At 59.5% G+C, this 15,670-nt stretch carries 17 protein-coding genes; 10 read left to right on the top strand and 7 right to left on the bottom strand.

Annotation, left to right across the window (positions count from 1 at the left end; translation table 11 throughout):
• Nucleotides 1-146: 146 nt before the first annotated feature.
• The 4 genes from ACFUOZ_RS08935 (at nt 147) to ACFUOZ_RS08920 (ending at nt 4,258) form a co-directional block, all read left to right on the top strand.
• Entirely contained in the window at nt 147-1,160 is a 1,014-nt protein-coding gene (locus ACFUOZ_RS08935) for a zinc-dependent alcohol dehydrogenase family protein (protein ID WP_377546949.1), read from the top strand.
• Nucleotides 1,157-2,248: a Gfo/Idh/MocA family protein gene (locus ACFUOZ_RS08930; RefSeq protein WP_377546946.1), complete on the top strand. Its 1,092-nt coding sequence runs from the start codon at nt 1,157-1,159 to the stop codon at nt 2,246-2,248. Before ACFUOZ_RS08935 ends, ACFUOZ_RS08930 begins: the two co-directional genes overlap by 4 nt.
• 89 nt (nt 2,249-2,337) lie before the next feature.
• Nucleotides 2,338-3,279 carry an aldo/keto reductase gene (locus ACFUOZ_RS08925; protein ID WP_377546944.1) on the top strand — a complete coding sequence of 314 codons (942 nt, stop codon included), beginning with the start codon at nt 2,338-2,340 and terminating at the stop codon, nt 3,277-3,279.
• A gap of 172 nt (nt 3,280-3,451) precedes the next feature.
• Entirely contained in the window at nt 3,452-4,258 is an 807-nt protein-coding gene (locus ACFUOZ_RS08920; protein WP_377546941.1) for a DeoR/GlpR family DNA-binding transcription regulator, read from the top strand.
• Here ACFUOZ_RS08920 and ACFUOZ_RS08915 read toward each other — a convergent pair.
• Nucleotides 4,229-4,678, bottom strand: a complete 450-nt coding sequence (locus ACFUOZ_RS08915) for a hypothetical protein (protein ID WP_377546939.1) — start codon at nt 4,676-4,678, stop codon at nt 4,229-4,231. The two genes, ACFUOZ_RS08920 and ACFUOZ_RS08915, sit on opposite strands and share 30 nt — an antisense overlap.
• A 255-nt stretch (nt 4,679-4,933) precedes the next feature.
• Nucleotides 4,934-5,953, bottom strand: a complete 1,020-nt coding sequence (locus ACFUOZ_RS08910) for a helix-turn-helix domain-containing protein (protein ID WP_377546937.1) — start codon at nt 5,951-5,953, stop codon at nt 4,934-4,936.
• 323 nt (nt 5,954-6,276) lie between these two features.
• Between ACFUOZ_RS08910 and ACFUOZ_RS08905 the strand changes: the two genes are divergently transcribed.
• Nucleotides 6,277-6,843, top strand: coding sequence for a type 1 glutamine amidotransferase domain-containing protein (locus tag ACFUOZ_RS08905; RefSeq protein ID WP_377546935.1), 567 nt, complete (start codon nt 6,277-6,279; stop codon nt 6,841-6,843).
• Between the two features lie 139 nt (nt 6,844-6,982).
• Here ACFUOZ_RS08905 and ACFUOZ_RS08900 read toward each other — a convergent pair whose 3' ends face one another.
• Both ACFUOZ_RS08900 and ACFUOZ_RS08895 read right to left on the bottom strand, forming a co-directional pair.
• A complete protein-coding gene (locus tag ACFUOZ_RS08900; RefSeq protein WP_377546933.1) occupies nt 6,983-7,528 on the bottom strand; it encodes an NUDIX hydrolase in 546 nt (181 codons plus the stop codon).
• Nucleotides 7,529-7,789: 261 nt separating this feature from the next.
• Nucleotides 7,790-8,494, bottom strand: a complete 705-nt coding sequence (locus tag ACFUOZ_RS08895; RefSeq protein ID WP_377546931.1) for a hypothetical protein — start codon at nt 8,492-8,494, stop codon at nt 7,790-7,792.
• Between the two features lie 194 nt (nt 8,495-8,688).
• On the opposite strand from ACFUOZ_RS08895, the gene ACFUOZ_RS08890 reads away from it, so the two are divergent.
• The 4 genes from ACFUOZ_RS08890 to ACFUOZ_RS08875 all read left to right on the top strand — a co-directional run bounded on the left by ACFUOZ_RS08890 (nt 8,689) and on the right by ACFUOZ_RS08875 (nt 11,411).
• Entirely contained in the window at nt 8,689-9,180 is a 492-nt protein-coding gene (locus tag ACFUOZ_RS08890) for a hypothetical protein (RefSeq protein WP_377546928.1), read from the top strand.
• Between the two features lie 681 nt (nt 9,181-9,861).
• Nucleotides 9,862-10,326, top strand: coding sequence for a DUF5956 family protein (locus ACFUOZ_RS08885; RefSeq protein ID WP_377546926.1), 465 nt, complete (start codon nt 9,862-9,864; stop codon nt 10,324-10,326).
• 164 nt (nt 10,327-10,490) lie between these two features.
• Nucleotides 10,491-10,907 (top strand): hypothetical protein, encoded by a 417-nt coding sequence (locus tag ACFUOZ_RS08880; RefSeq protein ID WP_377546923.1) that lies wholly within the window; start codon nt 10,491-10,493, stop codon nt 10,905-10,907.
• 156 nt (nt 10,908-11,063) lie between these two features.
• Complete coding sequence (locus ACFUOZ_RS08875) at nt 11,064-11,411, top strand: hypothetical protein (RefSeq protein ID WP_377546921.1); 348 nt, start codon at nt 11,064-11,066, stop codon at nt 11,409-11,411.
• A gap of 162 nt (nt 11,412-11,573) precedes the next feature.
• Here ACFUOZ_RS08875 and ACFUOZ_RS08870 read toward each other — a convergent pair whose 3' ends face one another.
• From ACFUOZ_RS08870 to ACFUOZ_RS08860, 3 genes are all read right to left on the bottom strand, one after another.
• Complete coding sequence (locus ACFUOZ_RS08870; protein WP_377546919.1) at nt 11,574-11,798, bottom strand: PLD nuclease N-terminal domain-containing protein; 225 nt, start codon at nt 11,796-11,798, stop codon at nt 11,574-11,576.
• Between the two features lie 184 nt (nt 11,799-11,982).
• Nucleotides 11,983-12,288 carry a hypothetical protein gene (locus tag ACFUOZ_RS08865; protein ID WP_377546916.1) on the bottom strand — a complete coding sequence of 102 codons (306 nt, stop codon included), beginning with the start codon at nt 12,286-12,288 and terminating at the stop codon, nt 11,983-11,985.
• 135 nt (nt 12,289-12,423) lie between these two features.
• Nucleotides 12,424-12,834, bottom strand: a complete 411-nt coding sequence (locus tag ACFUOZ_RS08860; protein WP_377546913.1) for a hypothetical protein — start codon at nt 12,832-12,834, stop codon at nt 12,424-12,426.
• A 2,373-nt stretch (nt 12,835-15,207) separates the two neighbouring features.
• On the opposite strand from ACFUOZ_RS08860, the gene ACFUOZ_RS08855 reads away from it, so the two are divergent.
• Nucleotides 15,208-15,615 carry a hypothetical protein gene (locus ACFUOZ_RS08855; protein ID WP_377546911.1) on the top strand — a complete coding sequence of 136 codons (408 nt, stop codon included), beginning with the start codon at nt 15,208-15,210 and terminating at the stop codon, nt 15,613-15,615.
• Nucleotides 15,616-15,670: the final 55 nt, after the last annotated feature.

Genomic DNA, 15,670 nt, shown 5'->3' with positions numbered 1-15,670 from the left:
TCTCTACCCCTCTGCGCCCTGTCCCCCACCCCCGGCCCTCCCACAAAAAACCACCACCGCCTTGTTGGGCCAGCCCGGGGGGGGGGCCCGCCCCGGCCCGCCCCCCCGCTACTCCAACACGAAGACCAAGTTCGAAAGGTAGACGCATGTACGCCGCCCTCCTCCGGGCCCCCGGCCCCATCGAGAACCATCCGCTGGAGTACAGCGAGGTACCCGAACCCATTCCGGGACCCGGGGAAGTTGCCATCAGTGTGCTCGCTTGCGGGGTCTGCCGGTCCAACCTGCACATGATCGAAGGTGACTGGTTGCCGGGCACCCCCGCCGCCCTGCCCATCATCCCGGGCCACGAGGTCATCGGCCGGGTCAAGGCCCTGGGTCCTGGCGTAGACAACCTGTCGGTAGGCGACCGGATCGGCGTCCAGCCCATCTGGTCTACCTGCGGCAGCTGTGAACACTGCGTCGGTGGCCATGAACAGCGTTGTCGACGGCGCCAAATCACCGGAGAGACACGCGACGGCGGATACGCCGAAGTCATGCTGGCCAAGGCCAACTTCGCGTGCAAGATCCCCGATTCTCTTTCCGATACCGAAGCAGCGCCATTACTGTGCCCGGGCATCACGGCCTACGGCGCCCTGAAAAAGGCACGTTTGCGTCCCGGCCGGAACGTGGCTGTATTCGGCATCGGCGGAGTTGGCCATCTGGCGCTGCAAATGGCTGCCATCACCGGCGCCCGCGTCAACGCCGTATCCCGCAGTCCCAAGGCCCGTGCACTCGCCGAAGAACTCGGCGCCCACGGAAGCTATGTGCCCTCCGGCAGCGAAGGAGGTTTGGTGCTTCGGGACGGATCGCAGGACGCAGCGATCGTGTTCGCGCCGTCGGACCAGGCCGTGGCCGAAGCGCTGCGTGTCATCAAACCCGGGGGCCGCGTGATCCTCGGGGTGTCCCAATCAGTGGGCGGCATGGACATCGGTGACGAGAAGACCATCGTGGGAACGGTCCTGGGAACCCGCCAGGACATGGCGGACGTACTGGACTTGGCAGTGGACGGCAAGCTCCATGCCGTCCACGAGGACTTCCCCCTCAGCGAGGCCAACCTGGTTCTGCAAAGGCTGAAGAACGGCCAGTTGCAGGGGCGGGCAGTACTGGTCCCGGGGGCATGAACGCCATGACGGGCCGGGGACCGCATCGTTTCATTATTGTCGGCAGGGGCTGGCGTGCGGATTTCTACCTTCGTATCGCCCGGCACCTTCCCCACCTCTTCACATGCGTGGGTGCCGTCACCCGCACGGCAGAAGCCGGGATGGAGATGGAACAGCAGTGGGGGATTCCCACGTACCGCACCATCGAGCATGCAGTCAGCGACACCAACCCGGCGCTTGCAGTCACCTGCGTCCCCCGGGAGGCCAATCCGGACGTTATCCGTACGCTCGTTGGACTGAACGTTCCTGTCCTTTCGGAAACACCACCCGCGGCAGATCTCCCGTCCCTGCGCGCGCTGTGGCACGACGTGGGCGCCACCGGGTTGGTACAGGTCGCAGAGCAGCACCCATACCTTCCCGTCTTCCAGGCCGTTCGCTGCCTCCTTGACTCCGGAAAATTCGGGGAGGTCAGCTCCGCGGCAATGTCGTGGACCCACGACTACCACGCCATCGCCATGCTGCGCTCCATGCTGGCTCTGGGACATGAGCACGTTCAAATTCTGGCGACGTCCCAACCCGTCCCGCTCATGAGTGGCCCGGACCGGCAGGGCAAACCGGATCGAACGAAGCTCGAGGACGTTAATGCCACGTTCGCACTCTTGAGCTCAGGCTCGAAAACAGCTTTGTACGACTTCACCGACACCCAGTGGTTCAACCCCCTGCGGGGGCGCCACTTCCAACTCCGCGGGAGTCACGCCGAACTCACGGGCAACCGGCTGACTTGGTTGAACGACGACGGCGACCCGGTCAGCGCGTCCGTCGAACGGCGCCAGTCCGGCATTGACGGAAACCTTGAAGGCGCCGATCTGGAAACCCTCAGCACAGCCGGCGAAATCCTTTACGTGAACCCCTTCCAAGGAGCCCGGCTCTCCGATGAGGAGATCGCAATAGCCACCTGCCTCAGCAACACACTTCCGGAAAACCGCCATCTGGGCTACTCCCTCGCGGACGCCTGCCAAGATCATTACCTTTCGCTACTCATCCATGAAGCAGCTGGCTCCGGGGGGACAACCAACTCCACGTCACAGCCCTGGCATCCCAGCCAATAACGCCCCCACCGTCCATCAGCCAGGACCAACAGGCCCCTTCAAGGGCCTGGAAGCAACCAGATAACACCGATTCAAAGGAACCACACAATATGCAAAACCGCACCCTGGGACGCACCGGGCTCTCTGTCTCCTCCGTTTGCGTGGGAACAAGTGCCTTGGGCAGCCACCCCACCCAGTACGGCTATGAGGTCAGCCACGAAACAGCAGTACAGACCATCCGCAGGGTGTTCGAAGGACCGTTCAACTTCATCGACACTTCCAACGAATACGGCCACGGCGGAGACAGCGAGCGCCGGATCGGCGAAGCCATCAAGGAAGTTGGCGGCCTGCCTGAGGGCATCGTCCTCGCCACCAAGGTGGATCCGATCGTCGGCACCACCGACTTCTCAGGCGACCGGGTACGCAAGTCCGTCGAGGAAAGTCTTGAACGCCTGGGATTGGACACGCTGCAGCTTGTCTATTTTCACGATCCCGAAAAGATCTCATTCGAGGAAGGCACAGAGGCCGGTGGCCCCCTTGAAGCTCTCGTGGATTTGAAGAATCAGGGCGTTATCAAGCACTTGGGTGTCGCTGGCGGCCCCATTGACCTCGAACTGAAGTACCTGGCCACCGACGCCTTTGATGTGGTCATCAGCCACAACCGCTACACCCTTGTCGACCAAACCGCTGAACCCCTCATCCAGGACGCGGCGGCCCGTGGCGTTGCATTCGTCAATGCCGCACCATTCGGCGGCGGCATGCTGGTCAAGGGTCCGGACGCAGTTCCCAACTACTGCTACCGCCCCGCCAGCCAGGCAATCGTGGAAAGGGTCCGGAAGATGGAACAGCTGTGCAAGGCATACGACGTGCCGCTGGCTGCTGCGGCGCTCCAGTTCTCCACCAGGGACACCCGCGTGGCATCCACCATTGTAGGTATGTCCGAACCCCGCCGGGTTGCCCAAACCGCGGACCTTGCCGAGTGGAACATTCCCGCGGAACTGTGGGAACAGCTGCTCCCCCTGGCCCACGCCGGATCCGGCGAACTGGGATAAGGGCCGACCCACCGAAAGCAGTGTGAATGCCTCCGCTCGATTCCTCAGAAATCCGGCGGAGGCATTTCGGCGCCAACTGGCTGGCCTTTTCCGAATTCTTCTCGGCTAGGATTTCATGACACCGTTAGGGAGGTATCAGCAGGTCGGCTGAACCGCTCAGCAGGAGGTAACCGTGACCCGAGCCGCAGGACAAGTAAGCGGGCGCCCGGACGCGCGCGCTCCCTATGCGGACCAAAGAAGAGAATTTATCCTTTCCACGCTCCGGACCAGCGGCCGCGCGGATGCCGCGGACATCGCGCTTGAACTTGGTGTCACGAACGAAACCGTCCGCAAGGACCTTGTGGCGCTCGAGCAGCTCGGCCTCCTCCGCCGGGTCCACGGAGGGGCCATTCCCGTGGGCCGCATAACCTACGAGCCCCCTATAGCCGCGCGAACGGCCCGTGTCGAAGAAAAGGAACGCATAGCGCGGGCGGCCCTCCGGCACCTTCCGAGCAATGGCTCAGTGCTTATCGACGGCGGGTCCACCACCGCGAAGCTGGCGGAAATACTGCCACGGGACCGCGCGTTGAGGATCTACACCAATACCCTCTCCATTGCCATGGCACTCATGGACGCCCCTTTGCTGACCGTCTATACCCTCGGGGGCCGCGTCCGCCCGGTCACCTCCGCCGAAGTGGACGATTGGGCGGCCAGGGCACTCGCAGAAATCAATGTTGACGTTGCATTTCTTGGAACAACTGCCGTCTCCCTTGACCGCGGTCTCACCACAAACGATGCATCCGAAGCAGCCGTCAAACGACTCATGCACGCAAGCGCGCGGCGGAGCATTTTGCTTGCCGACCACAGTAAGTTCGGGAAGGTCAGCAACTGCAAACATGCAGAGCTGAAGGACATGGACCTTGTTATTACAGATGAAGGCCTCAACGCCGGGATGCTGACGTTATTGCGGTCAAAGGGCCTCGAGGTGGAGCTGGTCTGATCGACTGGGAGTTCCCTCAGTCACTTGGACCCCGGAGTAGATAGTTGCTCCATTCTGGATGGCGAAAGCCGTTGCCGCTCTACTGTGCGTCCAACCGCCAATGGACCAGGCCGGAAATCTTCCCCGCACAATGTTGGTTCCGTGCATGGAGCCTATGGGTCCGTGGTCAGCCTGCCAGTGCCCGTTGAAATCGTAGGTCAGGGCGCTCGTCGGTACCCCCTTATGGAGTTCGATACAGCAGTGCCGAATATCCGGGCGGCTCCCGACGGACATCTCGATGCCCATGATGAAGGCGCCTGTGCAGGGAAGCTCTCCGTCGTACTCGAACTCGAGGAGGCAGTCGGGACCAGACCAGGAGATGGATGCCCTGACCAGTTGGGGTGACTGCAGGCAGATTTGGCTGTTGGCATGAGTACACATGGTGACTCCTAGTACACGGGGTCCGCCTGAGTTGTGCTGGACCCAAACCGCTGGGAACCGATTCCTGCTGTGTGCTCACCCCATCATCGCCGGCGGAAATCGACTGAAACCTATCACCGGCCGCAGTTCCCCGTGAAGACCCGGAGACGCCTCCAAGCGCCAAAGCGTCAATAAGCGCCGGGAATGGACCGCAAAAGTATCAAACAGTGCAACACCAGCAATCCTGTGACGCTCAGACGCCGCGCCGGGGCCAGTTCAATCAGACAATTCTTCCCGCAGCTTTGCGATGCTCGTGCGCGCCAATGGCTCGTGCTGACGAGCTTCCCTGATGGTGAGCCCCGTAGTCTCCTTCAAAGCCCGGCGCATTGACTGGAGACTTGAGAACCCGCTTGCGTTCGCAATGTCGGACAAGGGCATCTTCTTCGAGCCGGGATCCGTGAGCAGCTGCAGCGCCATCACCGTCCTCAGCATCCGGACATAGGTGAACAAGGACATGGATTCATTCTCGAAGTGGTGGAAGAGGGTGCGGCGGGAGATCTTGAAATGCATTGCAATCCCGTCGGGGTCCAAATCCCTGTTCCGAAAATTGGCTTTCACATACTGCCTTATCGCCAATCGCCTCCCGGGCTCCAAGAGTGAGCCATCAGCCGGCGCTTGAAGCAGTGAACTGACCAAGGCCGCGACCACCGACTTAAGGATGTCGGCTACACCTGCGGCCTCCCTGCCCAGGCCGGGTTGTTTCCAGTTCACCAAGGACGGCACTACGAAGCCCCTAACCAGCGGGTGTCGGCTAAGATCCTGCCGCTGCAGCAAGCGAGCGTAGGACCGTTCATCGAGATCCAGCCGTGACCGGTTGATGTTGACCTGGAACGCATGCAACCCTGCCGGCGCTTCGAAGCCACCGTTGCGTGCAACATCGAGGAAGCCCACGTAGCCCGACTGGACCGGCAAGGGGTCAGGAGCGCAGAGTGTCACTGAGGGGGCGCGCCTGAGATACACCAGCCTTACATCATGCGAGCTTGGATTCCCGCCCCAAAACCCCGCCACGGGCTCGTTCCGAACCTCGATAAGGCTGACATCGGGAACCCCGAAACTGGCAGCGGTGGGACTGAAGGAGGGACCGGGCTGCCTGCCCCGCCGCTCAAGCCTCATAGGGGTTTCCACTGCACTTCCGTACCAATTGCGCCAGTGATCGAACTTCTGCTCGGCCGTCAGATAGTGGGGTACGTGGTACTGCGTCAATCGGCCTCCACCATCAGCCTGAAAGGCGGTCACGGTGCAGCCTCCGCCCCGACTGGACGGGATGGCCATGTCCGCTGCTTAAGGCTGAATGATCTTCTGATGGTGAGTCTCCGCAGATGAAGTATTCATGATCTTGCTCCCAGGCCCCCACGCCGCCCGGACATAGGCCTATGTTATTCGGCCTCGCAGTGCCCGGCTGCATCCGGCAAACGAAGGACGGCAATGGAGGACAGTCCAACAAATAGTCAGCTTGCTTATTACTTTGACTTTTCCTATGCTGGATCAAGTCAGACAAACAACTCTCAGAGCAGCAGCGTGCGCCCATAAGGCCTATGCCGCACAACGGAGGAGGAACAATGTCAGAACACAACATCGCCGGCAAGAAGGTCGCATTCCTGTTGACGGACGGCGTCGAGCAGGTGGAGCTCACCAGCCCATGGCAGGCCGTGAAGGACGCAGGTGGCGAACCCACTCTGATCGCTCCCGAAAAGGGCAAGCTCCAGGGCTTCAACGGCGTGGAGAAGGGTGACACCTTCGACGTCGACCTCGCAGTCGCAGACGCCAACGCCTCGGACTTTGACGCACTGGTCCTGCCGGGCGGCGTCGTCAACGCGGACCACCTCCGCGTGGACAAGGACGCCCAGAACTTCACACGCGCCTTCTTTGAGCAGCACAAGCCAGTGGCATCGATCTGCCACGGGCCATGGATTCTCATCGAGGCCGGAGTTATCAAGGGCCGCAACGTCACCTCGTACCACACGCTCCAGACGGACCTGAAGAACGCAGGCGCCAACTGGACGGACGAGGAAGTCGTCGTGGACCAGGGCCTGGTCACCAGCCGCAACCCGGACGACCTCCCCGCCTTCAACGCCAAGGTGGTCGAGGAAATCTCCGAAGGCCAGCACGCAGGCCAGACCGCCTAGCGTCCAGCCCCGGAACAAACGGCGAGTGCCGCCGTCGTACTTTCACAAGAAGTACGACGGCGGCACTGCTCGCGTCGTTCGGAATCGTCATGCGCGTGCCGAAGAGAAGAGTTGTTTCCCGGGGTGGTCGCGGCTCTCGCTAAACGCCGAGAAGACCCTTCGCTGTAGCGCTCTGCCAAGCTATGAGAAGAGACGGATCAACAAGCTCGCCCGCCGCGATCATTTCCCTGACATGGGACTTCTTAACGCGCCGACCTGCTACTCGTTCCCAAGGGTCGTCCAGAGCAGCCAGACCTTCCTCGGCGACTTTGGCGAGAAACAAATAAACCGGCCAAGCTGACCGTCCAGGATTTGGGAAGAAGTGTTGAAGGGCCACTATGGAATCAATGCTTAGTCCGAGCTCTTCCTGCACTTCACGGCGCGCGGCAATCTCAGGAAGTTCTCCTTCCTCGCCGGCACCTCCCGGTAAGTCAAAAATCCAGGCGTTGAGAGGGAAGCGGTACTGGCGAGTCAAAAGTATTTCATCGTCTTGCTCGATCAGCACGGCTACGGCGAAGGGGATGCTCTCGTCAACTTCGTAATGGCCCAACTCGCCGCTGGGCAGGCGAACGAGGTAGTCGGTCAACTTGACGCGACCTGCGTACGCCTTGGTCGCCTCCAGCCGGTCCCACTGAGCTTCATTCATAGGTCTTCTCCGTCCCCCTCAAAGCCGTCCCTCAACGGTAGCCTGCGTCACCACGACCATCCCGCAACCTTAGGGCAGGCCGCAGCTCCGGTTGGAACATTCAGCCATTCGTGCTCCCGGACGTGGCTTCCAAGGCCAAGCTACAAGCCGACGCAGTTCGCCCGAACATTCCACTTTCTTGGAAGTGGCACACGACAAAGCTGGGACACTTCCCCGTGCCCGATGTCGGTATCCGTAGTCGGTTTCCGTAAGGGGATCGTCTTATGGACGCTGGAGTGTGTTCGCGCGGGTCGTGAACTGGACTTGGATGCTCTTGAGTTCAGAGCGTGGAAGCACTGCGGTCATGACGCCACCGGTTGCGAGTTGGGCTCCGATGCCGTAGACGAACGGGTCGGTATCGACCTCTGCACCGGGCACCTCAATTCCGTTGATGATGGTCCTGGCCCGACTGTTGACCATCCGGCCGGTTATTGGGGACTCGTGCTGGTCCCAGGGCATGCTTCCTGGCCAGAGGTTCCGCCGGTACTGGTTCATGAGGATGTGGTTGACATGGTCAGCCAAGAGCCATTGAACCGATGAGCGCTCGGATGGAGTGCGGTGCCAGGTGGTTCGAACGGCCTCCCACAGTTGTGGGTAGCGCAGTCTCTCCACCTGTTCAATCAGCCAAGGGGGCCGCGGCCATGGCGGGACTTCCTCGATCGATCTGCGTGTCTTCTCGTCGAGGTCTGCGAGGTTTACAGGGTCTGAGCGATCATCCGGGTTTCGCCAGAGCGTGTAGGTGATACTTGCGGTCATTTCGCTGTATCCACGATCATCCATGCCGTAAGTCAGCCCGACGGAGTCCGTGTCCTCGAGCGAAGATTGAGGCACGAGCCCCATCACCGGAACGGGCATGAGTTTCAGTTTCTCGGCCCAACCGGCACGGGGATCGGGGGCGTCCTCGGGAAGAATGCCGGCCGCTCTCATATCTCGACTATGAACCAAACCAGGGAACGTGTAAACGTGACAGAGTTTCAGACCTCAAGGTCCATGTGAGGGTAATCCCCTAACGGACTGAGCCGTACGGGAACGATGCTGCGAAAAGCACCGCCACTTCCGGGCTTCGGCCCTCGTGCCCTCCCGCTAAGCTAATGACACGTTCGGCCGCCAAAGGGGGATTTATGCGTCGCCGCATCGCGTTCACGGCTATTGCTGCTGTCTGCATTGGACTGGCCTCCGCCTGCGCAGAACCCGCCAAACTCCAACTGGACCCCGCGGAAACCATGGTGGAGTACAAATTCCGCGCCAGTTCCGTCCCACCTCAGTACCACCGCAGCTACATCATCAAAGCATCGGAGACGGAAGCAAGCATCACCGTGGACTCCTACGGTGAGGTGCTGCGACAGGAAACAGTCGCGATGCCCGCCGAAACATGGTCCAAAGTCATGGCGCTGGCGGCCACCCTGCCACAGCGTTCCGACAGCATTGCCACACCAAAGCCAGGCTGCTCCGGCGGCACCGCCTCAAAGATCATCGTCCGGAACGGTGGCCAGGAGCAGTATTCGAAGTCAGCCGAGAACTGCGGCGGCAAATCCGACCAGCCATTGACGGACACGGCGGCCCCTCTTGAAGAACTCTTCAACATGAAAGAGCTGCTGAAGTACGGCGACTGAAGCAGAAAATTCCCTTGGAACCCGGGGACCCAAAGACGAAGCCCTACGCTATGGCCAGTCTTGCGGAGGCCTTGCGTTTGGTCCCGGGCGTCTTCGGTGGGTTTGGAGCCTGCGAGGACCACGACGTCGGAACCATGCCCCACGCGTGGAGCGGTTTGGGGGCTGGGTTCCTGTTCCTGAGAGTGTCCCACTTCCTTGGAACCGGAACACCACGGCGACATGGAACAACCGGCTGCGGTGCGATTCTCGCTTACGGACTTCCTCGCTGCCGTTTCAACGCTGGACAGGTGTCCGTTACGGGATACTTCATCGGGGACAGGTGAGCTGACTGCGTACTCTCCTTGTATGGGTGAGTTCACTAGGTATCAAAGCGCCGTCCCCAACGGTCGGGGTCGTTTTCCTGGAGTCTTCGCAATGGCCAACGGTCTAGAGACGCAGGCCTCTTGAGTGAGGCAGATAAGCAGTGGCTCCAAGTGGCCAACGCAAGCGCTTCGGCCATGTACAAGGACCCAAAAAAGGTCGTTGCTGATTGCTACCACCCCGAGCTGAACCCTGGCGCCAGATCATGGTTTAAGGTCGAGGCCACGCACCTTCTCGATATGACCGCTGCATACCATTCCACGCAGCAGCCGCTAAGCAAGCTCTGCCGTCTTCAGGGGTGCCGGCTTCAAGCAGTGCGGAATGATGGTGAACATGACACAAAATCCGTGGGAGTGCGCTGAATTGTCGGAAGCTCCTCAAGATTGGATATTTGCCACCGAGAACGGCTGGGGAGCTTTGGTCCTTTGGGCTGTAGGTCCTGGCAACTTTGTGCGTGTACGCCGAGGCCCACGTGAGCGCTTCGGCAGTGTGGTCCATCCCCTAGCGGGGGTTGGAAAGGGCACACAGCAATTCAGGTTGTCAGAGGCCGACTCAACCTCCATCGATGAAGATATTGATGCCTATTTATCTGATGCCAGCATTCCGCCCCGACCGCGCGGATTCGATTGGTTTATCCGTCGGCCGTCCAACAAGGATCTCGACGACGAGACATTCTGGGCCGATATTTGGGCAGCCACGATCGAGCAACTTCCCGTCAATGGACTAAGGCCGTCGACGATGGCAGGTCCAGCAAGGGACGCCGTGGCAAGCCTCTACCGCGACTGACAGCGGCGCCGCGCCAGGAAGATCGAAACAACGCACGCTGAGGGATCCCTTACCGTGCGTCTAAAAGTGAACTGTCTCTTCACGGACGCACCCACACGATATTCACGGCATTGACCGAGATCGCCATATGCTGGCGCCATAGTTGAGAATCGAAAGGTGCCAAGATGGCGGTAGCACCGTATGTGCCCAACGAATTACTTTCGCGGCTGGTCTGTGACCGGATGTACTCGGTCGAGTTCGTTCTGAACGACTACGTGCAGTTGCGATTCGACGGCACGTCTGACGGCGGTCCCGTCATCCTTAACTGCTACGTATGGCCTGTCGTCCAGGCAGCTGGCGGTTCGTGGCATGAGCAAAATCTCGGCTACGCGGATGCACTACGCCGCTTGACCCCCGGCACAGTTATCTCGACAAGCGAAGCCACAGGTAGTGGCATACGCATCGAGCTCGATACCGGAACGATAGTGATACATCCGGCGAGGGAAGATGTCCACGTCGAGATAGCGCACCTCATGGGATTCTCCGATCAAGCTTGGATGGTTTGGCGCCCAGGTGAGGAGAGCTTTGAGGACTTAGCCTGAGCCTTAATTCGCCTCGGAAGGCTGCCCTTCATTCGACTGCCATCTCGAGGCGTTTCTCGTAGGAGGATCCCTGACCGGACGCTGGGTAGCGTGTGACAGACTTCCAGCCAGTAGAGATGAGTTCTCCACGATTGGTGGACTGAAGGAGGAACTTCTATGGTGTCGCAGGATCAAAGGCGAGAAGCGCTCTATGACCTCATACAGCTGCGTGGTCCTCTAGCCGAGTTGACGGTTCGATTGTTGGCGTTTGAATGGTCCTCTCAGGATGAGTTAGCCACTGCTTCTACTCAGGATGTCGGCCATGCCCTTGACGAATTTTCGGCCGGGAAGATTAGTGCGGAAGATCTTTGCGCATGGGCGGAGGAGCTGCAGGGCCGAGAAGATATTGCACTGAATCCGCCGGATCGAGATATCTTGGCGGATGCACTCTTCCAGCTGTCCACGCCCGAGCTTTGTGGACCCGCCGATGAGGTGGCCTTTGCCCTCCGGCTGCGGCTAACTTAATGCAAGGTTCTCAGAGCAGAACACCAGATCGTTCGTTGAAGGATCCGTTTCCGGGCACCGCCCGTTGCAGTCCAGCTGTCGCATATGCCTAGACTTCAGGGCTGCTTATTCCGGATCATCTCAACTCTGAGCCAGCCTGCCGTTCGGTCAGCTGTGCGTAGATCAAATTTTTTCCTGGTCACTAAAACCAGAATCCAAAGGCTTGCGGCCGATCAAGAACCACAGAATAGGGCCGAGGACTGGCAGCGCAAGAATAGTCAGCGTCCAGATGACGGTTCCGCCAGAGGTGTATTTCTTGTTTCGTGCCACGCTGATCAGCGCCGCAACGAGCAGGGCCACGCCGGCGCTCATGACAACGCCCCAGAGGCCAAAGAGCGGGGAGGGCATCAATGGTTCCACCGTTGATGCTGCTGCAGATGTGAGTATCATTTCTCCCCCAAGAACACATAGAAACTATCTGTTGCTTGCACCCTAACGTCGCGCTTTGTCGCCAAGAGCAGGCCGGACCCATAACCGCAGCTACAGAAGGCGCCAAAGGCCGTTCGGTGAGGGATCCTCAACCGTACGTTTGTCACGAGATCTGCCATGGTTCCGGGGTTTGCCATCGAGCGAAGAACTTGTCGATCTCGTCAGGAGATGATTTATCGACGGATAACCATTCTGCGGCTGCCTTGCGTCCGATCTCCTCGCAGGCTTCCTCCGATCCCGGACCGGCTGGGCTGTCGTAGAGGTCGCTGATTTCCATCCAGAGGGAATACGCGCCGCCATCGTGGGAGCATCCTAGGAGCTCGCGAATGAACTGCTCGGCCTCCTCCACAACCAGGTCGTAGATTTGCTCACGTTTGGCCTCTAATACCTTGTTTGCGACGTCGGTCATTGCTTGTAAAAAGCGAGACTCACGGATGGCAACTTCCAAGTAAGTTCCTATCATTTGGTGGACCCATGAAACCGATTTGCACAGCGTCCGGTGGAGGAACCTCAACCGGACGGTCAGGATTTTAAGTGCCGCGACTCAGGTCATAGGGAACACGTTGAAAATGTCCTTCTTCCGCTTTACACCCCAGAGGCGCACGGATCCGTCCGCCCTCCTAACAGCCACAAACCGGTGCACCTTCAAAATGTCCACGTCTTTTGGGTAGTCCTCTTTGGTGTGCGCGGAAAACACTTCGGCGAACCGCTGGTTGATCAGTGGTACGAGCTCTTTCTGCCTCCGCCACCCGTAGGTGGAAAATCCCACGAACAGCCCGAATGAGATGAGCCCAAGGATAAACCAGGGAAGGTCCGGAACATCCGAGCCTCCGAATGATTGGATGCCCCATAGAATCCAGAACACTACGAGGGAAGCTGTGGCCAGGGTGTTGGCCGTCCTGGTTTTCTTAGCCTCGGGAAAGGCAACTGTAAAAGCGGTGCTGCCCTCATCCATAAGATGCCCCCATATCGCCCAAAGAACTTGGCGACAGAGTAACGCGGTTGGAGTTGGAATGCAGCACAGGCTGCATGCGGCTAGCTGGACTTCGTCACCTGGCCGCGCATGCCAACCCCTCTGTAGAAGTTCGCCCGCGCCTCTTCTCACTTCGATGCGGTGGCCAAGTGCGCAGAAGCGGGACAACGGGACGTTCTCCTTTAAAGCCCGGTGGACAGTTTGTGTGTTCTCGACGGCTTGCTGAGATCTACGGCCTCATTACGCCGACGATGCAGAAAGCCAGGAAAAACCGCCCAGCACACCCGATCGGCGGCCAGCCTTCGGCGCGCCAATGGTCGTTCGGTTGACGATCCTTCACGGGCGTCCCTCACCCGCGGATCATGTGCTCGTCTGAGGTCTATACGACGTAACCGTTCCGAACCCCACTATTCTCCCGTCGTACCAGAGTTTGAACGCAACGTCAGGAGTCGCATAAATTTGAGCGATTTCAGCCCAGAATGCGAGTTGGGCCTTTCCCCGCCATCCCGGAACGAGTGCACTCGGACCGCTGATCATGGCACCAATCTGAACTTCCGTAGCGGCAGAGTCTCCGTCAAGGTTGGCGAAGACCAGCAGAAGCGAACGGGTCGGTGTCGGCATTGGCCCCGCCAGCCCGCCGTCTACGGTCGCTGCCAATTCCAGTTCGCAGCCGACCGAGTAGGGCGTGTTCACCTGCTTGTCCCCGGGGACTTCAAGCATCACAGGCGATCACGGACCGTGGTCCAATCGGTCGCGACTGCAACGAAGACCAGCAGTAGTGTCGTGAAAGAGCTGTGGAGGCTTCCATAGACCGAGCCTAACCGGCAGCCCGCCGTCCTGTTGAAGGATCGTCTTACGGACGTTGTCCTAGGGGGCCTGCTGCTTTTCCCCTTCAGCCTTGGTTCTAGCCAAGATGTCTGCGAAGTGCTGACGGTCGAGATGGTCCGCGCCGGCTAGCCGGATCATGCGCCCCATATAGGGATCTCGTTGCATCAACTTCCTGTTGCCAAGGCGGAGGGTTGTGTATCCAGCCTTCCTTTCAGCATCTTCCCTGAAGCCTGCCCAGTTGATGAGGACGATCAGAAGGAGCGCTGAAACGAGTAGTAGACCTAACACCAGATCGGTAAAAAAAGACTGAGGGACACCAGAGTTGTTTAGATAGAGACCTAACAGTCCATCCAGCGCACTAAACCCCGCGACACGGTGGCGCCACCGTGTCACTTGATAAGCAGTCCTGCCACTGATCAAACCACTACGGGATCCCGTGTTTACCAAGTCGCAGCTCCATATTTCCGCCCAAGCACTCTCCGGCTCTCATCGTGCCACGCCCGTAGGTTGTCCTGGGCGATGCCGGACGTCCGGTGAGGGATCCCTTACCGGGCATTTGACCAGTAGGCAAACCGCCGACTTGCATCTCTACAAAGCGGGTTCTCATCGACGAGCGCGGACGGCGCCTGACCTATGCCTGGGCGGAAGCTTAGTTCTGCGACGGAGAGCCATCGCAGCCGCGGTCATCGCAATAGCAGGAATCAGAAGCACGACAGCGCCGGGACTCATGAATGCGCCAGCGCTGACATACGCCAATAGCGAGAACGCCCAAGTAAGCGCCGCGGCATACTCTGCGAGTACAGCTACCGAATCCCGCACTGCGGAATCACGGAAGGAAAGGAAGGCACTATTTGCCGTGTTGTTCATGATCGCTCCTTGCCGTACCAGCGATGACCTGGAGTAATAACACCACCGATGCATCAGGCACGCCAGACGTCGCCGCGACTGGATCAGCGCCGGAAGTCTGTGTCCGCCAATGATCCTTCAACGTGCGCGGTTATCTCCATGAAGACCGTTTAAGCCCCAGGGACCGCAATCGTGAGTTCCCCGCTGCTCAAGAGCGGGGACACGCAGTCTGCAACGCGGATAGCATCCGCTTCAGATGCGCCTGCTATCAGACGAAAAGCGAGTCTGGAGGACGGCATGTCCGCACTCTGCACAGCTGATTCCACGCTGGGATCGTCTTCGCACCCGGCTAGCGACGAATAGATAGGGTAGCTGACGCCTACGCCCCAGCGATCGTCGGCAGAAGCGGTACGCGGATATTCCGTTGGACCGGAGGGTGCAGCACAGGCGCCGAGCAGCACAATGAGCACCGGCGCCAAAGCTCGCTTTCGCATTGTCCCCTCAAACGGTTGTCTTCGCCTTGATCATGGCATTGGACCGTCCTTACGGGAAGACCCCAAGGAGATGAGTGGGCGTTCGATGGAGGATCGGCATACGGGCACTACTTTTGGAAAGGTCGCTCACTTTTTTGCTCCCAAAGACTAGGCTGTCGTCACATTTCTAATACGTAGGAGAAGACCGATGGGGATAGTGGGAAGCCGAACAAAGCCGATGTTCGAGAAGTCTGAACTGTGGTTATCGCCGCTCTCCCCGAATCAGGCGTTGACGGCCATCTCCACAGCTTTTGCTTCGGAGAAGGCAAGGATCCGCCAGGACGAGGACTTCGTAGATATACGAACAGGATCAAACTGGCAGTACCGCCTCTGGGGCAATCTGTTCTCATGGAGTCGTCCGAACGTACCAGTCGGCTTAACCGTCCGCGTCCGCGCAGCCGAACAGGGCGCCCAAATTGAGGCCCACGCATTTGATACCTTCGGTATCAGGCTGACCGATCACGCGTTTTTCGGAGCCCAAGAAACTTTTGAAGACCGTCTCGACGGGTTATTGGTGATGGCAGCTTCCGCCGCAAAGGCATCTCGCGAAGGCTAAACGCCGTCCCGAGCCAGACATCTTGGGGAAGCAAGTCGAGGCATTGCGGCTGGTG

The organism is Paenarthrobacter sp. NPDC057355 (assembly GCF_042667405.1).
In the GTDB taxonomy this organism is placed as follows: Bacteria; Actinomycetota; Actinomycetes; order Actinomycetales; family Micrococcaceae; genus Arthrobacter.
The sequence above is the reverse complement of the archived record's forward strand: the minus strand, read 5'-3'. Positions and strand labels throughout refer to the sequence as shown.

Excerpts from the sequence above, each read along its gene's own strand:
- ACFUOZ_RS08855 (WP_377546911.1), top strand. The coding sequence starts at position 15,208 with ATGGGGATAGTGGGAAGCCGAACAAAGCCGATGTTCGAGAAGTCTGAA.
- ACFUOZ_RS08865 (WP_377546916.1), bottom strand. The coding sequence starts at position 12,288 with ATGACCGACGTCGCAAACAAGGTATTAGAGGCCAAACGTGAGCAAATC.
- ACFUOZ_RS08885 (WP_377546926.1), top strand. The coding sequence starts at position 9,862 with ATGATGGTGAACATGACACAAAATCCGTGGGAGTGCGCTGAATTGTCG.
- ACFUOZ_RS08925 (WP_377546944.1), top strand. The coding sequence starts at position 2,338 with ATGCAAAACCGCACCCTGGGACGCACCGGGCTCTCTGTCTCCTCCGTT.
- ACFUOZ_RS08860 (WP_377546913.1), bottom strand. The coding sequence starts at position 12,834 with ATGGATGAGGGCAGCACCGCTTTTACAGTTGCCTTTCCCGAGGCTAAG.
- ACFUOZ_RS08890 (WP_377546928.1), top strand. The coding sequence starts at position 8,689 with ATGCGTCGCCGCATCGCGTTCACGGCTATTGCTGCTGTCTGCATTGGA.
- ACFUOZ_RS08915 (WP_377546939.1), bottom strand. The coding sequence starts at position 4,678 with ATGTGTACTCATGCCAACAGCCAAATCTGCCTGCAGTCACCCCAACTG.
- ACFUOZ_RS08875 (WP_377546921.1), top strand. The coding sequence starts at position 11,064 with ATGGTGTCGCAGGATCAAAGGCGAGAAGCGCTCTATGACCTCATACAG.
- ACFUOZ_RS08935 (WP_377546949.1), top strand. The coding sequence starts at position 147 with ATGTACGCCGCCCTCCTCCGGGCCCCCGGCCCCATCGAGAACCATCCG.
- ACFUOZ_RS08930 (WP_377546946.1), top strand. The coding sequence starts at position 1,157 with ATGAACGCCATGACGGGCCGGGGACCGCATCGTTTCATTATTGTCGGC.
- ACFUOZ_RS08870 (WP_377546919.1), bottom strand. The coding sequence starts at position 11,798 with ATGCCCTCCCCGCTCTTTGGCCTCTGGGGCGTTGTCATGAGCGCCGGC.
- ACFUOZ_RS08905 (WP_377546935.1), top strand. The coding sequence starts at position 6,277 with ATGTCAGAACACAACATCGCCGGCAAGAAGGTCGCATTCCTGTTGACG.
- ACFUOZ_RS08880 (WP_377546923.1), top strand. The coding sequence starts at position 10,491 with ATGGCGGTAGCACCGTATGTGCCCAACGAATTACTTTCGCGGCTGGTC.
- ACFUOZ_RS08900 (WP_377546933.1), bottom strand. The coding sequence starts at position 7,528 with ATGAATGAAGCTCAGTGGGACCGGCTGGAGGCGACCAAGGCGTACGCA.
- ACFUOZ_RS08895 (WP_377546931.1), bottom strand. The coding sequence starts at position 8,494 with ATGAGAGCGGCCGGCATTCTTCCCGAGGACGCCCCCGATCCCCGTGCC.